Origin of the sequence: Bacillus sp. ISL-39, from assembly GCF_018613295.1 — a bacterium.
Classification (GTDB): domain Bacteria; phylum Bacillota; class Bacilli; order Bacillales; family Cytobacillaceae; genus Mesobacillus.
This window is the reverse complement of record NZ_JAGGQM010000002.1, coordinates 478,472-495,808: the sequence shown is the minus strand read 5'-3', so window position 1 is coordinate 495,808 and position 17,337 is coordinate 478,472. Positions and strand designations below refer to the sequence as shown.

Below are 17,337 nucleotides of genomic sequence, written 5' to 3'. Positions count from 1 at the left end.
GAAGGAATGTCAGAGTTCCATGCCACAACGATATTTGCTGTTCAACATAAGGGCCAATGCGCAATGTCAGGCGATGGCCAGGTGACCTTTGGGAATGCTGTAGTGATGAAACACACAGCTAAGAAGGTTCGAAAGTTGTTTAATGGTAAAGTAATTGCAGGATTTGCCGGTTCAGTTGCAGATGCATTCACCCTGTTTGAAATGTTTGAAGGCAAGCTCGAGGAATACAACGGAAATCTCCAAAGAGCTGCAGTCGAACTAGCTAAGCAATGGAGAAGTGATAAAGTCCTCAGGAAACTTGAAGCAATGTTGATTGTATTGAATGAAACTGATATGCTTCTTATTTCCGGAACAGGGGAAGTCATTGAGCCTGATGATGGCATTCTTGCGATTGGTTCTGGAGGGAATTATGCTTTATCTGCAGGCCGTGCATTAAAACAATATGCTGGGGAACATTTAACAGCGAAAGAAATCGCGAAGTCTTCATTGGAAATTGCTGCTGACATTTGTGTTTACACAAACCACAATATTATCGTGGAAGAACTGTAACGGAAAAGGAGTGTTGAGTGTGAAACAAACGACAAGTTTAACTCCAAGGCAGATCGTGGAAAAGCTGGATCAGTATATTATCGGCCAAAAGGATGCTAAAAAAGCTGTTGCAGTTGCTCTCAGAAATAGATATCGCCGCGGCTTGCTCGCTGAAAATATCCGTGATGAAATCATCCCGAAAAATATCCTGATGATTGGTCCGACTGGTGTAGGTAAAACAGAGATTGCCAGAAGAATGGCTAAGTTGGTAGGCGCTCCTTTCGTCAAGGTCGAAGCGACAAAGTTCACTGAAGTCGGCTATGTTGGCCGTGATGTCGAGTCAATGGTAAGAGATCTTGTTGAAACCTCAATCAGGCTAGTGAAAGAGGAAAAAATGGAGCGTGTAAAGGAACCGGCAGAAGAAAACGCAAATCGCCGTCTCGTTGAACTGCTGGTCCCTTCAGCGAAAAAATCCGTCAATTACAAAAATCCGCTAGAAATGTTATTCGGTGGCAGCCAGCAGCAGCCCGAACAAGAGTCTACTCAATCAGAAGACTTAGGGTTATTTGAAAAGCGTAAAATTATCAAGCAAAAGCTCGATCATGGTGAGCTTGAGGATGAGCTGATAACGGTCGAAGTCGAGGAACAAGCACCTTCCATGTTTGACATGCTCCAGGGCTCGGGAATGGAACAGATGGGAATGAACATGCAGGATGCTTTAAGTGGCTTAGTTCCGAAGAAGCTCAAGAAACGAAAGCTTCCTGTTCGTGAAGCGAGGAAGGTATTAATCAATGAAGAGGCCCAAAAGCTGATTGATATGGATGAGGTAACTCAGGAAGCTACATTTCGTGCAGAGCAGGCAGGCATTATATTCATTGATGAGATTGACAAGATTGCCAGCAAGAATTCTGGAGGATCCAGTGCTGATGTTTCGCGTGAAGGTGTTCAGAGGGACATACTGCCTGTTGTGGAAGGGTCGACTGTTAACACGAAATACGGTCCTGTAAAAACAGACCATATCTTATTCGTCGCTGCTGGTGCATTCCATATGGCAAAGCCTTCTGATCTGATACCTGAATTGCAGGGGCGTTTCCCAATCAGGGTAGAGCTGACTAAGCTGACAGTTGAAGACTTTTACAGGATTCTTGTTGAGCCTGATAACGCGCTTACAAAGCAATACGAAGCTTTATTGGAAACTGAAGGTATACAAATTGAATTTTCTGACGATGCTATTCGTAAGATAGCAGAAGTCGCTTATGATGTAAACCAGAATACGGATAATATCGGAGCCAGAAGGCTGCAGACGATCCTTGAGAAGCTGCTGGAAGACCTCAGCTTTGAAGCTCCAGACATCAATCTGGAGAAGGTAGCGATCACTCCGCAATATGTAGAAGAAAAACTAGGCGCTATCTCAAGAAACAAAGATTTAAGCCAGTTCATATTATAATGGTATCGTTTTAATGCATACTCAATAGGGTAGACAAATAAAGGCTGCCTATTGTGCTGAAGTATTGAAACTAGCCAGAAATTAAAATAAATGTAATATTGTTTGACGCAAATAGGAGGAAGAATCAATGGACTTACTATCAAAAACTAGAAAAATTAATGCCCTGCTCCAAAAAGCTGCCGGCAAACCGGTAAACTTTAAAGAAATGTCAGAGACGCTAAGCGAAGTCATCGAAGCGAATATCTTTGTTGTCAGCCGCAGAGGGAAACTTTTAGGCGTAGGAATCAATCAGCAGATTGAAAACGAGCGCATGGTAAAAATGCTTGAAGACCGCCAATTCCCTGAAGAATACACAAAGAATCTTTTCAATATCCAGGAGACATCACCTAACCTGGATGTGGACAGTGAATATACAGCATTCCCTGTTGAAAACAAAGAACTTTTCAAAAACGGGTTAACAACGATCGTGCCGATCATCGGCGGCGGTGAGCGCCTGGGTACACTGATACTTGCCCGTCTTGAGGAACAATTCCACGATGATGACCTTATTCTTGCAGAATATGGCGCAACCGTGGTAGGGATGGAAATCCTTCGTGAAAAGGCTGAAGAGATTGAAGATGAGGCTCGCAGCAAAGCTGTAGTACAAATGGCAATCAGTTCTCTATCCTATAGTGAACTTGAAGCGATTGAGCACATCTTCGAAGAACTGAACGGAAAAGAAGGCTTGCTTGTAGCTTCAAAAATCGCTGACAGAGTCGGCATCACTCGTTCTGTAATCGTCAACGCACTGCGCAAGCTGGAAAGCGCAGGCGTTATCGAGTCCCGTTCCCTTGGAATGAAAGGAACTTATATCAAGGTTTTAAATGACAAGTTCCTGTTTGAACTTGAAAAGCTTAAGAGCAACTAAATAAAGAATAAAAAAGTCCGCTGATCTTCAGCGGATTTTTTTTTATGTTAAAGACCATCTGGATACACGTAATAAACAACCAAAAGCAAAAGGAGTCAACTGCACAATGTTACAAATTTATTGCGATTCTTTTACACCCCTCCTTCTATCACACGAAAACTAATGATTTCGATAAAGAAAATAATGGAAAAAGGATAAAGAAATCTAGGTATTTTAACCCTTAAGCAATTTAGAAACCAACCAATTTTTACATCGTTATTCCCATCTTTTTTTTAAAACTTTACAAAAATCTGGTGTGAATTAATAAAAATATAAAAAATAGTAAACTGATAGGTCTTTTAGCCTATTTTGAAAAATGAGCATTATGCATGATAAAAATTAACCGAAAGTACATAGACAGATTATTTCAGATTCTTTACAATTAGGAATATAATGACGAAATTCAGCAAAGAATTACAAAATCCAGCAAAATAATCCAGTGTGGCAATTGCGAGGTGCAAAAATTGAAGTTGTTTTCAAATACAGTATCAACCCTCGAACATGCGTTGAACTATTCTTCGGCGAAGCAGAAAGTCATTTCGCAGAATATCGCGAATGTTGATACACCGAATTATAAAGCGAAGGATGTCTCCTTTAAGGCTGTGTTCGGGGATGTTATGGGGCAATCCTTTCAAGCAAATAGATCTGACGCCCGGCATTATGAATTCAGCAGCAGGGCGAGCCGTTTGCCTGGAGTCGTTAATAAGCCGTATGTGAATTATAACGAAAATGGGAACAGTGTTGATTTGGATAAAGAAATGGCCGACCTGGCTACGAACCAAATTTACTATAATGCGCTGACTGAGAGGATTAATGGGAAATTCAACTCTCTCCAAACAGTCATTAGGGGAGGTAAGTAAGAATGAGCATGTTTCATAGCATGAACACAACATCTTCTGCGTTGACTGCCCAGCGCCTCAGGATGGATGTCATCTCTTCGAATATGGCGAACGTCGATTCGACAAGAGGGGTAAATGGAGAGCCATACCGGAGGAAAATGGTTGTCCTTGAACCTAAAGAAGGAAACTTTTCTTCATTCCTTAATAGAGCAATGGGGAAAACAGAAGGAGCCGGGGCAGGAAATGGGGTTAAAGTATCAAGAATTGTAGAGGACAGAGAAAATCCGCTTAAGACGGTATATGATCCTGAACACCCTGATGCTGATCAAGAAGGATACGTTGCTTACCCGAATGTAGATCCTTTAAGGGAAATGGTGGATTTGATAAGCGCTACTCGTTCTTATGAAGCCAATGTCACAGTTTTTAACGCTTCCAAGGGTATGATGATGAAAGCCCTTGAGATCGGTAAATAAGGAGATAACTAAATGAACTCAGCTGGGATTAATTCTGTCAGCCAAATGGTCCAACCATTTCAAACAAAAGTGTCTACTCCCACACATACACCATACGAAGCACAAAAAAGTTTTTCGTCCGTACTTAAGCAATCTATTGAAAATTTAAATAACACACAGCTTCAGTCAGATGCGATGACAAATAAATTGGCTCGTGGGGAAAATGTTGACCTTCATCAGGTAATGATTGCAAGCCAAAAGGCGAGCATTACACTGCAGGCTACAATGGAAGTCAGGAATAAAGTGGTTGAAGCATATCAGGAAATGATGAGAATGCAAGTTTAATAATTAGCTAAAAACTAAGATTAGATCGGTTATTAGCTGTATAAAAAGAAGAGACTTAATAACCGGGGGATTGAAATGAAAGAAACCGTTCAAAAGTATATACATACAATGAAGGATTTCTGGCAAGGGCGCACCAGAAAGCAAAAAATCGGTCTTGGTGCGTCTATTTTCTTTGTTCTAATAGTTGCCGTCCTTACAGCTTATTTCACTACCAGGACCTCTCTTGAGCCACTTTACAGCAATCTATCACCTGCTGAGACAGGGAGCATCAAAGAGAGCCTTGATGCCAGAGGCATACCATCCGAGATTGCCGATGGCGGGAAAACGATCCTGGTACCGGCAGAGTCAGTTGACAGCTTAAAAGTCGAGCTTGCGGCTGAAGGGATTCCTAAGTCGGGCAGCATCGATTATACCTTTTTTAGCCAAAATGCTGGAATGGGTATGACAGACAATGAGTTCTTTGTTCTGAAGCTTGAAGCAATGCAGACAGAATTGGCGAATTTGATGAAGGGGATCGATGGAGTAAACGATGCTAAGGTAATGATTAACCTTCCTGAAAAAGGGATTTTTGTTAGCGATAATGAGCAGCCTGCATCGGCTTCCATCGTACTAAATACAAGCCCAGGCTATCAATTCAAGGAAGACCAAATAAGCGCACTGTATCACTTAGTGGCTAAAAGTGTACCGAACCTTCCTACAGATAATATCGTCATCATGAATCAGTTTTTTGAGTACTTTGATCTAAAAAATGAAAATAATTCCAGTGGGGCATCTTTTGCGTCCCAGCATCAGATTAAACAGCAGATTGAAAGAGACGTCCAAAGACAAGTGCAAAATATGCTGGGAACCCTTATGGGTCACGACAAAGTAGTCGTTTCAGTAACTGCCGATATAGACTTTACCCAGGAAAACAGAGAAGAAAACATCGTAGAGCCTGTTGATCAAGAAAATATGGAAGGAATCGCAATCAGCGCCCAGCGGATTACTGAAACTTTCACAGGGAACGCCGGCCAGGCCGGTGGGATTCCTGAGGGAGGCAATCCCGGTGAAACGACCGGATCCCAATACTTGGAGGGTGCAAATGGTAATGGCGATTATGAAAGAGTCGAAGAAACAATAAATAATGAAGTCAGCCGGATCCGCAAGGAAATTACCGAAAGCCCATACAAGGTGAGAGACCTCGGCATCCAGGTCATGGTAGAACCGCCGACACCGGATGACGAAAGTTCACTGCCGCAGGAAAGAGTAGAAGATATTACAAGAATCCTTGGCACGATTGTCAGGACAACGATTGATAAGGATGCTCTTGGAACGGAGCTGACCGATGAGTTAATAGAAGACAAGGTCGTTGTATCTGTGCAGCCGTTCAATGGAAAGGTTACATTCGAGAATAACGTTGTAGAAAAACTGCCTTGGTGGATATATCTTGTAGGAGGTTTGTTGCTCGCCGCAATCGTAATCCTGCTGCTTCTATTCATGAGATCCAGGAAGAATGCAGTTGAAGAAGAAGAATATGTAATGGAAGAAAAGTATGAGCAAATCCGTGTTCCTGATGTGAACAAGGAATTTGAGACAGAGGGGACAATGAAGAAAAAGCAGCTGGAAAAAATGGCGAAAGAAAAGCCAGAGGATTTCGCGAAATTATTGCGAACATGGATTTCTGAGGATTAGGAGGAGGACCAATGGTGAGGAAAGACCAAAAAGAATTAACAGGAAAACAGAAGGCTGCAATCCTCCTGATCTCGCTAGGGCCAGATGTTTCGGCTTCAGTTTATAAGCATTTAAGTGAAGAAGAAATCGAGAAACTTACACTTGAAATCTCTGGTGTGAAGAAGGTGGACTCGATGGCAAAGGAAGAAATTCTGGAAGAGTTCCACAGTATCGCGCTGGCACAGGATTATATCACACAAGGTGGAATTGGCTACGCTAAAACGGTATTGGAAAAAGCACTGGGAACCGATCAGGCCGCAGTGATTATCAATAGATTGACCTCATCACTGCAAGTGAGGCCATTTGATTTTGCGCGAAAAGCGGATGCCGGACAAATTCTCAATTTCATTCAAAATGAGCATCCGCAAACAATTGCTCTTATACTTTCTTATTTAGACTCGGCACAAGCAGGCCAGATTTTATCTGAACTGCCACAGGATGTCCAGGCTGATATCGCCAGGCGCATAGCCGTGATGGACAGCACATCACCAGAAATCATCAATGAGGTGGAGCAGATTCTTGAAAGGAAGCTCTCTGCAACTGTTACTCAGGACTATACGCAAACTGGCGGTATTGAGGCTGTTGTTGATGTATTGAATGGAGTGGACCGTGCAACCGAGCGCACGATTCTTGATGCCCTGGAAATCCAGGATCCAGAGCTTGCAGAGGAAATCAAGAAGCGGATGTTCGTGTTCGAAGATATTGTCACACTTGATAACCGGGCAATCCAGCGTGTTATCAGAGACTGTGAAAATGAAGATCTCATGCTTGCTCTTAAAGTATCAAGTGATGAAGTGAAAGAAATTGTCTTTAAAAATATGTCTAAGCGGATGGTTGAAACCTTCCAGGATGAAATGGAATTCATGGGTCCTGTAAGACTGCGGGATGTCGAAGAAGCCCAGTCCAGGATTGTAGCAATTATTCGACGTCTGGAAGAAGCCGGTGAAATCGTCATTGCCCGTGGCGGGGGAGATGATATTATTGTCTAGGCTCATCAAATCTCAATACACCAGTACCTTGCCTGCAGAAAAAAAGGTCATTTCCATCCGGATGTTGGAAGCATCAAATCAACATGAGGATCCACAGGTATTCACTCATACAGAAGATGAAAGAAGGAGGATCCTGGATAATGCGGCAGCAGAAGCAGATAACATTGTGTCCAGGGCCATTGAAGAAGCAGAGCAGATCCGTCAGCAAATCTACCTGGAGAAGCAAGAATGGGAGCAGCAAAGTTCCCTCTTAGCCGAAGAATCCAGGCAGCTTGGTTTTGAGCAAGGCTATCAAGAAGGCAAAAACCAGGGTTATGCAGAATATCGTCAAACAATCCTGTTTGCTCAGGAAACAGTTGAAGCGGCGAAACGGGATTACCAGAATCATATTGAATCAGCAGAAAAGGTCATTCTTGATCTCGGAGTGAAAATTGCAGGGAAGATACTTGGTGAAAAACTAGCAGCAGCTGAAGGTTTCCTTACCCTGGTAAAAAGAGCATTAAAAAACTCCAGAGATTATAAGGATATTCAGCTGCATGTACATCCAAAACATTACCAGGACCTGCTTTCTCAAAAAGAAGAACTGATTGCCATCTTTCCAAAGGATATTGATTTTTATATCTACCCGGATGATGAGCTTGAGGAGACTTCGTGCATCATAGAATCAGAAAATGGCAGGATTGACGCAAGTGTAGACAGCCAATTGGAGGAAATCAAAATTAAGCTGTTTGAAATGCTGGAGAGTGAACAATGATGAAGGCCGAGGATTTATTGGAACATGTCGACTTTGTGGATAGTTTTAAACGTTACGGACGTGTAAAAAGAGTTATCGGCTTGATGATTGAATCCCAAGGTCCTGAAAGTTCAATAGGTGATGTGTGCTTTATCCATGTTGGCACTAAGAAAAAGCGGAAAATACAGGCCGAGGTTGTCGGCTTTCAAGATGAAAATGTCATTTTGATGCCGTATACATCCATTCATGATATATCACCTGGAAGTCTGGTTGAAACGACAATGAAACCGCTTGAAATCAAAGCTGGGCCTGGTTTGATCGGGAAAGTAGTTGATTCTCTGGGGGTTCCGCTCGACCAATCAAGCCTGCCAAAAGGATTGGCATCCGTTCCAACAGAACAAGATCCGCCCAACCCTTTGAGCAGGCCGCCAATCTCAGAACCAATCGAAGTTGGAGTCCGGATGATTGACAGCCTGCTCACAGTCGGCAGCGGCCAGCGTGTTGGGATTTTTGCCGGAAGTGGTGTCGGGAAGAGTACGTTGCTGGGAATGATTGCGAGAAATACTAACGCAGACCTGAATGTTATTGGACTTATTGGTGAGCGTGGCCGGGAAGTCAGGGAATTCATAGAACGTGATTTGGGGCCGGAAGGGTTAAAACGTTCAATTGTGGTTGTCGCAACTTCTGACCAGCCTGCATTGATGCGGATTAAAGGTGCCTATACGGCAACAGCCATCGCAGAGTATTTTCGCGACAAAGGTTTGAATGTCATGCTGATGATGGATTCTGTTACACGGGTAGCGATGGCCCAGCGGGAAGTAGGACTGGCAGTTGGCGAACCACCTACCACGAAAGGCTATACTCCTTCCGTCTTCGCCATCCTTTCGAGGCTCCTCGAAAGGACAGGGACAAATGAATTTGGATCAATAACAGGCTTTTATACTGTGCTTGTAGATGGTGATGACATGAATGAGCCGATCGCCGACACGGTGCGGGGAATTCTTGATGGCCACTTTGTATTGGACAGGGACTTAGCCAATAAAGGCCAATACCCGGCAGTGAACGTGTTAAAAAGCATAAGCCGAATCATGAATAATATTGTCTCCGATGATCATGTCAAAGCAGCAGAAAGATTGAGGGAATTATTAAGTACCTATATCAATGCTGAGGATCTGATTAATATCGGCGCATATAAAAAAGGCACATCTGTGGAAATAGACGAAGCAATTATGAGATATCCACAAATCCTTAATTTCTTAAAACAAGGAACCAATGAAAAAGTTTCAATAAATGAGAGTGTCCAGGCTCTATTGCAACTGGTAAGGAAAGGTTGATGGTTCAATGAGATATCAATTCAAGTTTGATAAGATCCTTTCACTCAAAACGAGAGAAGTGGACGAAGCTCAAGTCGTTTACCAGGATTCAGTCAAAAAATTCGAAGAGGCTGCTGACCGACTCTATCATCTGCTGAAGAAAAAAGAGGACATTGAGTGTTTCCAATCAGACCGGCTGCTGGATGGTTTGCCAGTTCAGGAAATACGACACCATCAACAATTTATCGGGAATCTGGAAAAATCGATTGCTCACTATCAAAAAGTCGTGATGAACGCTAGAAATATCATGAACTATCAACAAGTGAAGCTGATGGAAAAAAATCAAGAAGTAAAAAAGTACGAAAAAATCAAAGAGAAAGACCATCTTCAATTTCTTGCAGCTGAAAAATATGCAGAGAGCAGGATGATGGACGAAGTCTCGATTCAGCAATACATGAACCGGGAAATTAGGTGATCGAATGGCGCAGAAAGTGGAGGAAAAGGAAAGTCAAGAAGAAAATAAGTTCCATTGGTTTTTGATGGTGGTTGCCATCCCAAGCATGTTTGCAGTTGTTATTGCTCTGGTTGCTCTTTCGATACTGGGGATCAATATTTTTGAAACTGCGAAGGACATTGGCGGAAAAGTACCATTCATTTCTCAGTATGTGAGTGAAGAGAACCAGCCGTCCACCGAGGAATTTGAAAAGAATATCATCAGCCTTGAAGCAGAAATTAAAGACCGGGAAGCAAAAATGGAACAACTGGAGTCGAAAATCGACAGCAAGGATACACAGCTGAAACGTATGGAACTGGAAAAAGCACAGCTGCAGGCACAAATAGAGGAATTGACTGCGATCCAGGAAGAAAACAAGCGAGCATTCCGGGAAATCGTCAAAACGTATGAAACGATGTCAGCAAAGAGTGCGGCACCGATTATCTCCAATATGGACACGGACGAAGCAGTTAAGATTCTGACAAATATCAAGCCGGAATCACTAGCTGCCATTATGGAAAAACTCCCAGCCGAAGAAGCAGCTAAGTATACAGAATTACTGACGAACGAAACGAACTGAAATTAGTTAATTCCACGAAACTTGAGAGGAGGTGAAAAAAATGGAAATTGGTGGTCTTGGTTTTTTTAATACCATTGCCGCGGGAAAGCAGCAAGTACCTGATAAGACAGAAAAAAATGGGAGTTTTGCCGGGTTGATGTTAACAGTTTTATCGGGGAAAACCAATCAAGCCGCAGCAACTGAAGCAGATAAAGATGGAGAAATGCTTGAGAAACTAAGTTCGCTGGCAGAATTAATCAACGTATCGGACCTTTTAGAGCTGGAAGATGGGATGAAGCTTCTGGATATGCTGAATTCAGATTCTGGAGGTCTATTAAACAAGGTGCTGTCACAACTTGGGATCAATAATGAAGAATTGAAAATTTTTATTCAAAAGTGGTCCGGTGCTGATGGAGAAAAATTGGCGAATGCCTCTGATGAAGAGCTGCTGGCTTCCATTTCGGTGTTATTAACAGGGATAGCCAATCAGCCTGCGGATGAACTATTGGTGAAGTTAGACCAAAGTGATGTACAAGCCTTAAAGGCACTGAAGCTATATGAATTAATGTCCAGATATGCTGATGGTCAAGGTTTTAAAAACTCTGATTCTATAAAGGAATCTTTGAAAAGTCTCGGTGAAGCATTAAAGAACCTTTTGGGAACAAACAACACCAATTCAACTACCGATTATTTACAAAAACGATTTACCCAGTTAGCTGGCGACCTAAACCTTGGTTCGAAAAAAATCTTTTCGGAGGGTAATAGTTTAGTTGACCATAGCTCAGTTTTAAAGACGGACGGTCCAACAGGAACACTTGGTTTCCTGCCACAAATGACCAAGGCTGAACAGCTGGTGTTAACGATGAACAGCCCAGAAAGGCCAGTTTCAGCTGATCAATTAATGAAGCAGTTTGAATCAATCCTTTCAAAATCGCATTTTATGAACAGTGGTGGAACACAAAAATTATTCATCAAGTTATTCCCTGAGCACCTGGGCAGCATCCGGATCGAACTTTTCCAGAGGGACCAAACAATGATGGCAAGAATCATAACCACCTCTGGTACGGCAAAGGAAACGCTCGAATCACAGATTAATGGGCTGAAACAGGCATTTGCTGCGCAGAACCTTTCGGTTGACAGGATTGAAGTGACTCAGCAGCAGGCCCAGCAAGAACGGTTCCTGAACAAGGATTCAGAGCAGCAGCAAAGACAGTCAGACAGAGGGCAGCAAGAAAAGAAAGACGAAAAGGGGGATTTTAATCTCTCCTTTGAAGAGGCACTGCTAAATACTGAAGCTTAGGAGATAGACAATGGTGAATACAATCAATTCTACTTATCTGCTGTCCAATCTTCAAAAGGACAGGAAAGCTGGTTCGGATATTCTCGGAAAAGATGATTTTTTGAAAATCCTGATGACCCAGCTGCAGAATCAGGATCCTTTGAATCCGATGCAGGATAAAGATTTCATAGCACAAATGGCAACATTTTCGACACTTGAGCAAATCACGAATATGGGAAAATCAATCGACCGTTTTGTGCAGGCTGAACAGCAAAACAAAATGATTTCCTATAGCCAGTTTGTGGGCAAGGATATTACCTGGCACAAGATTGAAAGTGCAAATGGTGAGGAAACCGTTAAACAAGGAAATGGAAAAGTTGCCACAGTCCAGTTCAAGGAAGATACCGTTTCTTTTGTACTTGAGGACGGCACGACCCTGGAACCAGCGAATATTTCGCAGATCAATGAGTTATCAAGCGAAAATCATATGCTGCAGGCGAGCATGTTGATTGGAAAGACCATTACCTATCTTGATGAAAATAACCAAGAGAAATCTGCTAATGTCCTGTCTGTTTCATTTAAAAATGGAAAGACATCTTATTTGCTGGACGATGAGAATAACACAAGCATCATTTCTTCACAGATTACAAAAATTCAATAACATAAGGAAGTGATGTAATGGATAAGACGCAGTTCCGTCCAATTCATTCACTGCCTGTTAACAGGAATCACCAAAAACCAGCGAATGCTAACAAGTTAACACAAACACCTTTTTCCTTGCAATTGCAGAGTGCAATCGAATCAAAGAATGGACTGACCATAAGCAAGCATGCAACTGAACGATTGGAGCAGCGAGGAATTAACATATCCCAGGAGCGCTGGAACAGGATTGAGGAAAAAGTTAGTCAGGCTAAAGCCAAAGGCGTGAGTGATTCACTTGTTCTGCTGAAAGACGCGGCGCTGATTGTCAGCGCGAAAAACAACACGGTCATTACAGCCATGGGCAGGCAGGAAGCAGCAGAACAAATATTCACCAATATAAATGGAACGATCGTCATGGAAAATTAAAATAAATAGGCTGGACCTTTACGGAGGCCTGGGCTGTGGACCGATTGAAGCAGCCCCCAAATCGAAAGGAGTTTTAAATAATGCTTCGTTCAATGTACTCAGGAATCAGTGGAATGAAAAACTTCCAAACAAAACTCGACGTAATCGGCAACAATATTGCCAATGTAAATACCTACGGTTTCAAAAAGGGCCGTGTTACTTTTAAGGACACAATGAATCAAACCATTTCCGGTGCTAGTGCTGCACAAAACGGAAAGGGTGGAAAAAATCCTATGCAGGTAGGACTAGGTTCCACTATTGCAACAATAGATACGATTGATACACAATCAAGCTTGCAGACAACAGGAAGATCTCTTGACCTGGCAATTTCAGGTGATGGTTATTTTGTTGTTAAGCAAGGAAATGCACAGTTCTACACTCGGGCAGGTAACTTCTATCTTGATGAGGAAGGGACACTTGTTAATGGTGATGGATATAAAGTTCAATCGAACAATAATGGGGTTCTTGAGGATATTAAAGTGGATGTAAATTCTATTTTGCCAGCCCAGAAGTCAACCGAGTTGAAAATTGATGGGAACTTCCCAACTGGAGTTGCTGGTGACACTGAGCAGCTTCAACAAATAAAGGTAGTTGATAGTGATGGTGAGGAACATACAATTGAGTTAAGTGTTAAATCAACAGGAACTTCAGGTGAATGGAAAATTACACTTCAAGATAGATCTAAAAGTTCTTTAACTGATTTGGTCATTACAATAAAGGATGGGGCGATTACTAATGAAAATGGTACATTAGCTGTTGATGATGGAACAGCCCTTGGTGAGCCAATTCCCCTAGATATTTTACTTGGAAACGTTACTTCAAATGCTGGGAACCTGAATGCTCTATTCTCACCTAACGGAACCACCCAAGGTGCAATAGAAAGCTTCAGCATTGGTCAAACAGGTGAAATCAGCGGTGTCTTCTCAAACGGACGAGTAGAAACTCTGGGTGTTCTAGCTCTAGCCAAATTCAGTAATGCAGCAGGGCTTAGTAAAGTAGGTAATAATATGTTTCAGGACTCAGTTAACTCAGGTACAGCAAATATTGGTACTCCAGGGGATGGGTATGGAAATATAGCATCCGGAGCACTCGAAATGTCTAACGTAGATCTATCAGAAGAATTCACGGAAATGATCACGGCTCAGCGTGGTTTCCAGGCAAATACAAGAATCATTACAACCTCTGATGAAATTCTTCAAGAATTGATTAACCTAAAACGATAGACTAGGAGAGGAGCAGGGCTGAAAGGGAGATCCTTTTAGCCCCTGTGAATTATTGTGATTAAAGTAACGAAATTAAACGGTAAATCATTTAGGATTAATTCATTATTTATCGAAGTAGTAGAAGCTTTTCCGGACACAACAATTACCTTAACCAATGGACGAAAGTATGTCGTAAGGGAAAGTGAAGACGAAGTGAGCAAATTGATCCAGGAATTTTATCAGAGTGTCGGCCTTCTTGGAGGGCGAATGTTGGAGGAACTGAATCATGAAGAATAATAAACTGGTAATGATTATGTCGGTCATGCTGGTAGCCATATTGCTTGTAGGGACGATCGCAGTTGTAGCGGTTATGAAGCTTACAGCTGAAGATGGTGAAAAAGAGCCAAGCATCGATGAGGTGCTGGAGGCTTCCGTAGACATTCCCGAGGTAACAACGAACCTTGCATCAAATGATTTTATAAAAATTTCTTTTAAAATTGAAACAGACGGCAAAAAGGCGAAGGAAGAGCTGGAAAAGAGAGATTTTCAGGTGAAAAACCTGATTATTTATGAACTATCCGAGAAAAAGGCAGAAGAGCTGCAAGGCAAGGAAGGCAAGATGAACCTTGAAGAAGTCCTGAAAACGAAGATAAATGACCTGATGCTTGACGGAAAGGTCAAAAAGGTCTACATAACAGGTTCTCTCCTCCAATAACAGATTGAATTAAATTACCGTAACTATATGGAGGTGAGGAGCATGTCGGGAGATGTATTGTCGCAAAGCGAAATTGATGCTTTGTTATCAGCATTATCAACAGGAGAAATGGATGCGGATGAATTAAAGAAAGAACAAGTAGAAAAAAGGGTTAAAGTTTATGATTTTAGAAGAGCTTTACGTTTCTCGAAAGATCAAATCCGCAGCCTTACCCGAATCCATGAAAACTTTGCCAGGTTATTGACTACTTTTTTCTCCGCCCAGTTAAGGACATATGTAAACATCAGTGTCGCGTCTGCTGACCAGATCCCCTATGAGGAATTCATCCGGTCCATTCCCAAGATGACGATTTTGAATGTATTTGATGTAGAACCACTGGAGGGCAGGATCCTGATGGAGGTCAACCCTAACATTGCATACGCTATGATGGACAGGCTGCTTGGAGGAAAAGGGGCAAGCCATAATAAAGTCGATAGCTTGACAGAAATCGAAACCAGGATCATGTCCAATATGTTTGAGAAAGCATTTGAAAATTTCCAGGAAGCATGGGGTTCGATTTCCGATATCGATCCGCAGCTTTCGGAATTTGAAATCAATCCGCAATTTTTGCAGATGGTTTCGCCAAATGAAACCGTCGTGGTGATTTCTTTGAACACTACGATCGGAGAAGCAAGCGGAATGATTAATATATGCATACCGCATGTAGTACTGGAGCCGATCATTCCTAAATTGTCAGTGAAATATTGGATGCAGTCCGATAAGAAACAAAGCTTGCCAATCGAAAATTCAGTACTGCAGAGTGAAATCCAAAAGGCTGATGTTTCAATTACAGCGGAAATGGGCTCGTCTGAAATCTCGATCCAGGACTTCCTGATGCTTGATATCGGCGATGTAATTGAACTGAATCAGCAAATAGACCAGCCTTTACTGATAAAAGTCGGAGAGATCCCTAAATTTGTTGGACAGCCAGGGAAATTGAACAAAAAGTTAGCCATTCAAGTGTTTGATACATTCAAGGGGGGAGACGATGATGGTGAGCGATGACATGTTATCTCAAGATGAAATTGATGCGCTTCTAAGAGGAACCTCTGAGGAAGCAGAAGAAACAGAAAGTGCAATAAACGTGGATGACTATTTTTCTTTCATGGAAAGAGATGCGTTAGGAGAAATAGGCAATATATCATTCGGCAGTTCAGCCACTGCACTATCAACTTTATTGAACCAGAAGGTGGAAATTAATACTCCTACGGTTTCATTGGTGCATAAATCAAAATTGGAAGATGCATTTCCAGATCCTTATGTGGCCGTACAGGTTCATTACACAGAAGGTTTTACCGGCAGCAATATGCTTGTCATCCAGCAGAATGACGCGGCAATCATAGCAGATTTAATGCTGGGCGGTGATGGATTAAACCCAAGGGATTTACTGGACGAAATCCAGCTGAGTGCCGTACAAGAGGCAATGAATCAGATGATGGGATCTGCGGCTACCTCCATGTCGACAGTCTTTAGCAAAAGAGTGGATATTTCACCTCCCAATATCAATCTGTTGAATGTCATTGAAGGTGAAGGCACTGAATCGATTCCTGAGGATGATATTTTGGTGAAGGTATCTTTCTCGTTAAAAATCGGCAATTTAATAGATTCAAATATTATGCAGCTTTTGCCAGTCACATTCGCTAAAAGTCTGGTTGACGAACTCTTGAATCCAGGAGCAGCCCAGGAGGCAGTACCGGAAAAACCGGCACCAGCTATCCCGCAAAGTCATCCGGTTGAACAAAGCAAAGTTAATCCTATCCAGGAAAACCAAAATAATGCCCATTATCAGCCAGTGCAACAGCCGGAATATCAAGGACATCAGGAGCCGGCTTATTATCAGCAGCCAGCCTATCAAAACGTTCCGCAACAACAAGGCTATTCTCAGCCGATGCCTGCGGGATCACAGCACTTTGGCAATGTGATGACTGGCGCACAGCCTACGGTTCAGCCAGCAGTATTTTCCAGCTTTGAATCATCACAGCCGCAGCCGGCGGAAACAAAGAACCTGGATATGCTGCTTGATATCCCGCTGCAGGTGACAGTTGAACTGGGCAGGACGAAGCGCTCAGTAAGAGACATCCTTGAGCTCGGATCAGGTTCAATTATCGAACTGGACAAGCTCGCTGGAGAACCAGTCGATATCCTGGTTAACAATCGATTGATTGCCCAGGGAGAAGTAGTAGTGATTGATGAGAATTTTGGTGTCCGTGTTACTGATATAATCAGCCAGAGCGATCGCATTAAAAAATTAAAATAATCTTCAGGGGGAATTTCAATGGCGAACAAGATTTTAGTCGTAGACGATGCGGCTTTCATGAGAATGATGATTAAGGACATTTTGACAAAAAACGGCTTTGAGGTTGTCGCAGAAGCAGCAGACGGTGCACAGGCACTTGAAAAATATAAAGAATTCCAGCCTGACCTTGTCACAATGGATATTACCATGCCGGAAATGGATGGTATCACTTCATTAAAGGAAATCAAAAAAATCAATCCGAACGCAAAGGTCATCATGTGTTCAGCAATGGGCCAGCAAGCGATGGTCATTGATGCAATCCAGGCAGGAGCTAAAGATTTCATCGTAAAACCATTCCAGGCAGACCGTGTTATTGAAGCTATTTCCAAAACACTAAGCTAGTGA

At 42.4% G+C, this 17,337-nt stretch carries 21 protein-coding genes; all 21 read left to right on the top strand.

The features are described 5' to 3' along the window. Positions 1-6 precede the first annotated feature (6 nt). The 21 genes from hslV to J7E37_RS04190 all read left to right on the top strand — a co-directional run bounded on the left by hslV (position 7) and on the right by J7E37_RS04190 (position 17,334). Positions 7-549 (top strand): ATP-dependent protease subunit HslV, encoded by a 543-nt coding sequence (gene hslV / locus J7E37_RS04290; RefSeq protein WP_041964480.1) that lies wholly within the window; start codon positions 7-9, stop codon positions 547-549. Between the two features lie 19 nt (positions 550-568). Beyond that, positions 569-1,975 (top strand): ATP-dependent protease ATPase subunit HslU, encoded by a 1,407-nt coding sequence (gene hslU, locus J7E37_RS04285; RefSeq protein ID WP_215022670.1) that lies wholly within the window; start codon positions 569-571, stop codon positions 1,973-1,975. A 127-nt stretch (positions 1,976-2,102) separates the two neighbouring features. Then, the gene (gene codY / locus J7E37_RS04280) at positions 2,103-2,882 is read left to right on the top strand and encodes a GTP-sensing pleiotropic transcriptional regulator CodY (RefSeq protein ID WP_167831756.1); all 780 of its coding nucleotides are present in this window, start codon (positions 2,103-2,105) and stop codon (positions 2,880-2,882) included. A gap of 503 nt (positions 2,883-3,385) precedes the next feature. Then, entirely contained in the window at positions 3,386-3,781 is a 396-nt protein-coding gene (flgB, locus tag J7E37_RS04275; RefSeq protein WP_215022668.1) for a flagellar basal body rod protein FlgB, read from the top strand. Between the two features lie 2 nt (positions 3,782-3,783). Further along, positions 3,784-4,233 (top strand): flagellar basal body rod protein FlgC, encoded by a 450-nt coding sequence (gene flgC / locus J7E37_RS04270; protein WP_215022667.1) that lies wholly within the window; start codon positions 3,784-3,786, stop codon positions 4,231-4,233. Positions 4,234-4,278: 45 nt separating this feature from the next. After that, complete coding sequence (fliE, locus tag J7E37_RS04265) at positions 4,279-4,557, top strand: flagellar hook-basal body complex protein FliE (protein WP_251009484.1); 279 nt, start codon at positions 4,279-4,281, stop codon at positions 4,555-4,557. Between the two features lie 75 nt (positions 4,558-4,632). Next, positions 4,633-6,228 carry a flagellar basal-body MS-ring/collar protein FliF gene (fliF, locus tag J7E37_RS04260; protein WP_215022665.1) on the top strand — a complete coding sequence of 532 codons (1,596 nt, stop codon included), beginning with the start codon at positions 4,633-4,635 and terminating at the stop codon, positions 6,226-6,228. Between the two features lie 11 nt (positions 6,229-6,239). Continuing rightward, a complete protein-coding gene (gene fliG, locus J7E37_RS04255; RefSeq protein WP_192470394.1) occupies positions 6,240-7,256 on the top strand; it encodes a flagellar motor switch protein FliG in 1,017 nt (338 codons plus the stop codon). After that, a complete protein-coding gene (gene fliH / locus J7E37_RS04250) occupies positions 7,240-8,010 on the top strand; it encodes a flagellar assembly protein FliH (protein ID WP_215022664.1) in 771 nt (256 codons plus the stop codon). The genes fliG and fliH overlap by 17 nt, the downstream gene beginning before the upstream one ends. Next, a complete protein-coding gene (gene fliI, locus J7E37_RS04245; RefSeq protein ID WP_214777718.1) occupies positions 8,010-9,323 on the top strand; it encodes a flagellar protein export ATPase FliI in 1,314 nt (437 codons plus the stop codon). The genes fliH and fliI overlap by 1 nt, the downstream gene beginning before the upstream one ends. A gap of 7 nt (positions 9,324-9,330) precedes the next feature. Beyond that, positions 9,331-9,777, top strand: coding sequence for a flagellar export protein FliJ (gene fliJ / locus J7E37_RS04240; protein ID WP_214738175.1), 447 nt, complete (start codon positions 9,331-9,333; stop codon positions 9,775-9,777). Between the two features lie 4 nt (positions 9,778-9,781). Continuing rightward, complete coding sequence (locus J7E37_RS04235; protein WP_215022663.1) at positions 9,782-10,375, top strand: MotE family protein; 594 nt, start codon at positions 9,782-9,784, stop codon at positions 10,373-10,375. 40 nt (positions 10,376-10,415) lie between these two features. Next, entirely contained in the window at positions 10,416-11,654 is a 1,239-nt protein-coding gene (locus tag J7E37_RS04230; RefSeq protein ID WP_215022662.1) for a flagellar hook-length control protein FliK, read from the top strand. A gap of 10 nt (positions 11,655-11,664) precedes the next feature. After that, positions 11,665-12,294, top strand: coding sequence for a flagellar hook assembly protein FlgD (flgD, locus tag J7E37_RS04225; protein WP_215022660.1), 630 nt, complete (start codon positions 11,665-11,667; stop codon positions 12,292-12,294). 17 nt (positions 12,295-12,311) lie between these two features. Further along, the gene (locus tag J7E37_RS04220; RefSeq protein ID WP_214777162.1) at positions 12,312-12,701 is read left to right on the top strand and encodes a TIGR02530 family flagellar biosynthesis protein; all 390 of its coding nucleotides are present in this window, start codon (positions 12,312-12,314) and stop codon (positions 12,699-12,701) included. 80 nt (positions 12,702-12,781) lie between these two features. Continuing rightward, positions 12,782-13,963: a flagellar hook protein FlgE gene (locus J7E37_RS04215; protein WP_215022658.1), complete on the top strand. Its 1,182-nt coding sequence runs from the start codon at positions 12,782-12,784 to the stop codon at positions 13,961-13,963. Between the two features lie 54 nt (positions 13,964-14,017). Then, positions 14,018-14,239 (top strand): flagellar FlbD family protein, encoded by a 222-nt coding sequence (locus J7E37_RS04210; protein WP_167831742.1) that lies wholly within the window; start codon positions 14,018-14,020, stop codon positions 14,237-14,239. After that, positions 14,229-14,657 carry a flagellar basal body-associated protein FliL gene (gene fliL / locus J7E37_RS04205; RefSeq protein WP_214777158.1) on the top strand — a complete coding sequence of 143 codons (429 nt, stop codon included), beginning with the start codon at positions 14,229-14,231 and terminating at the stop codon, positions 14,655-14,657. Before J7E37_RS04210 ends, fliL begins: the two co-directional genes overlap by 11 nt. 42 nt (positions 14,658-14,699) lie before the next feature. Continuing rightward, on the top strand, positions 14,700-15,701 hold the full coding sequence (fliM, locus tag J7E37_RS04200; RefSeq protein ID WP_215022657.1) for a flagellar motor switch protein FliM: 1,002 nt from the start codon (positions 14,700-14,702) through the stop codon (positions 15,699-15,701). Next, positions 15,688-16,953, top strand: a complete 1,266-nt coding sequence (gene fliY, locus J7E37_RS04195; RefSeq protein WP_215022915.1) for a flagellar motor switch phosphatase FliY — start codon at positions 15,688-15,690, stop codon at positions 16,951-16,953. The genes fliM and fliY overlap by 14 nt, the downstream gene beginning before the upstream one ends. An 18-nt stretch (positions 16,954-16,971) precedes the next feature. Beyond that, positions 16,972-17,334: a response regulator gene (locus J7E37_RS04190; RefSeq protein WP_041967240.1), complete on the top strand. Its 363-nt coding sequence runs from the start codon at positions 16,972-16,974 to the stop codon at positions 17,332-17,334. Positions 17,335-17,337: the final 3 nt, after the last annotated feature.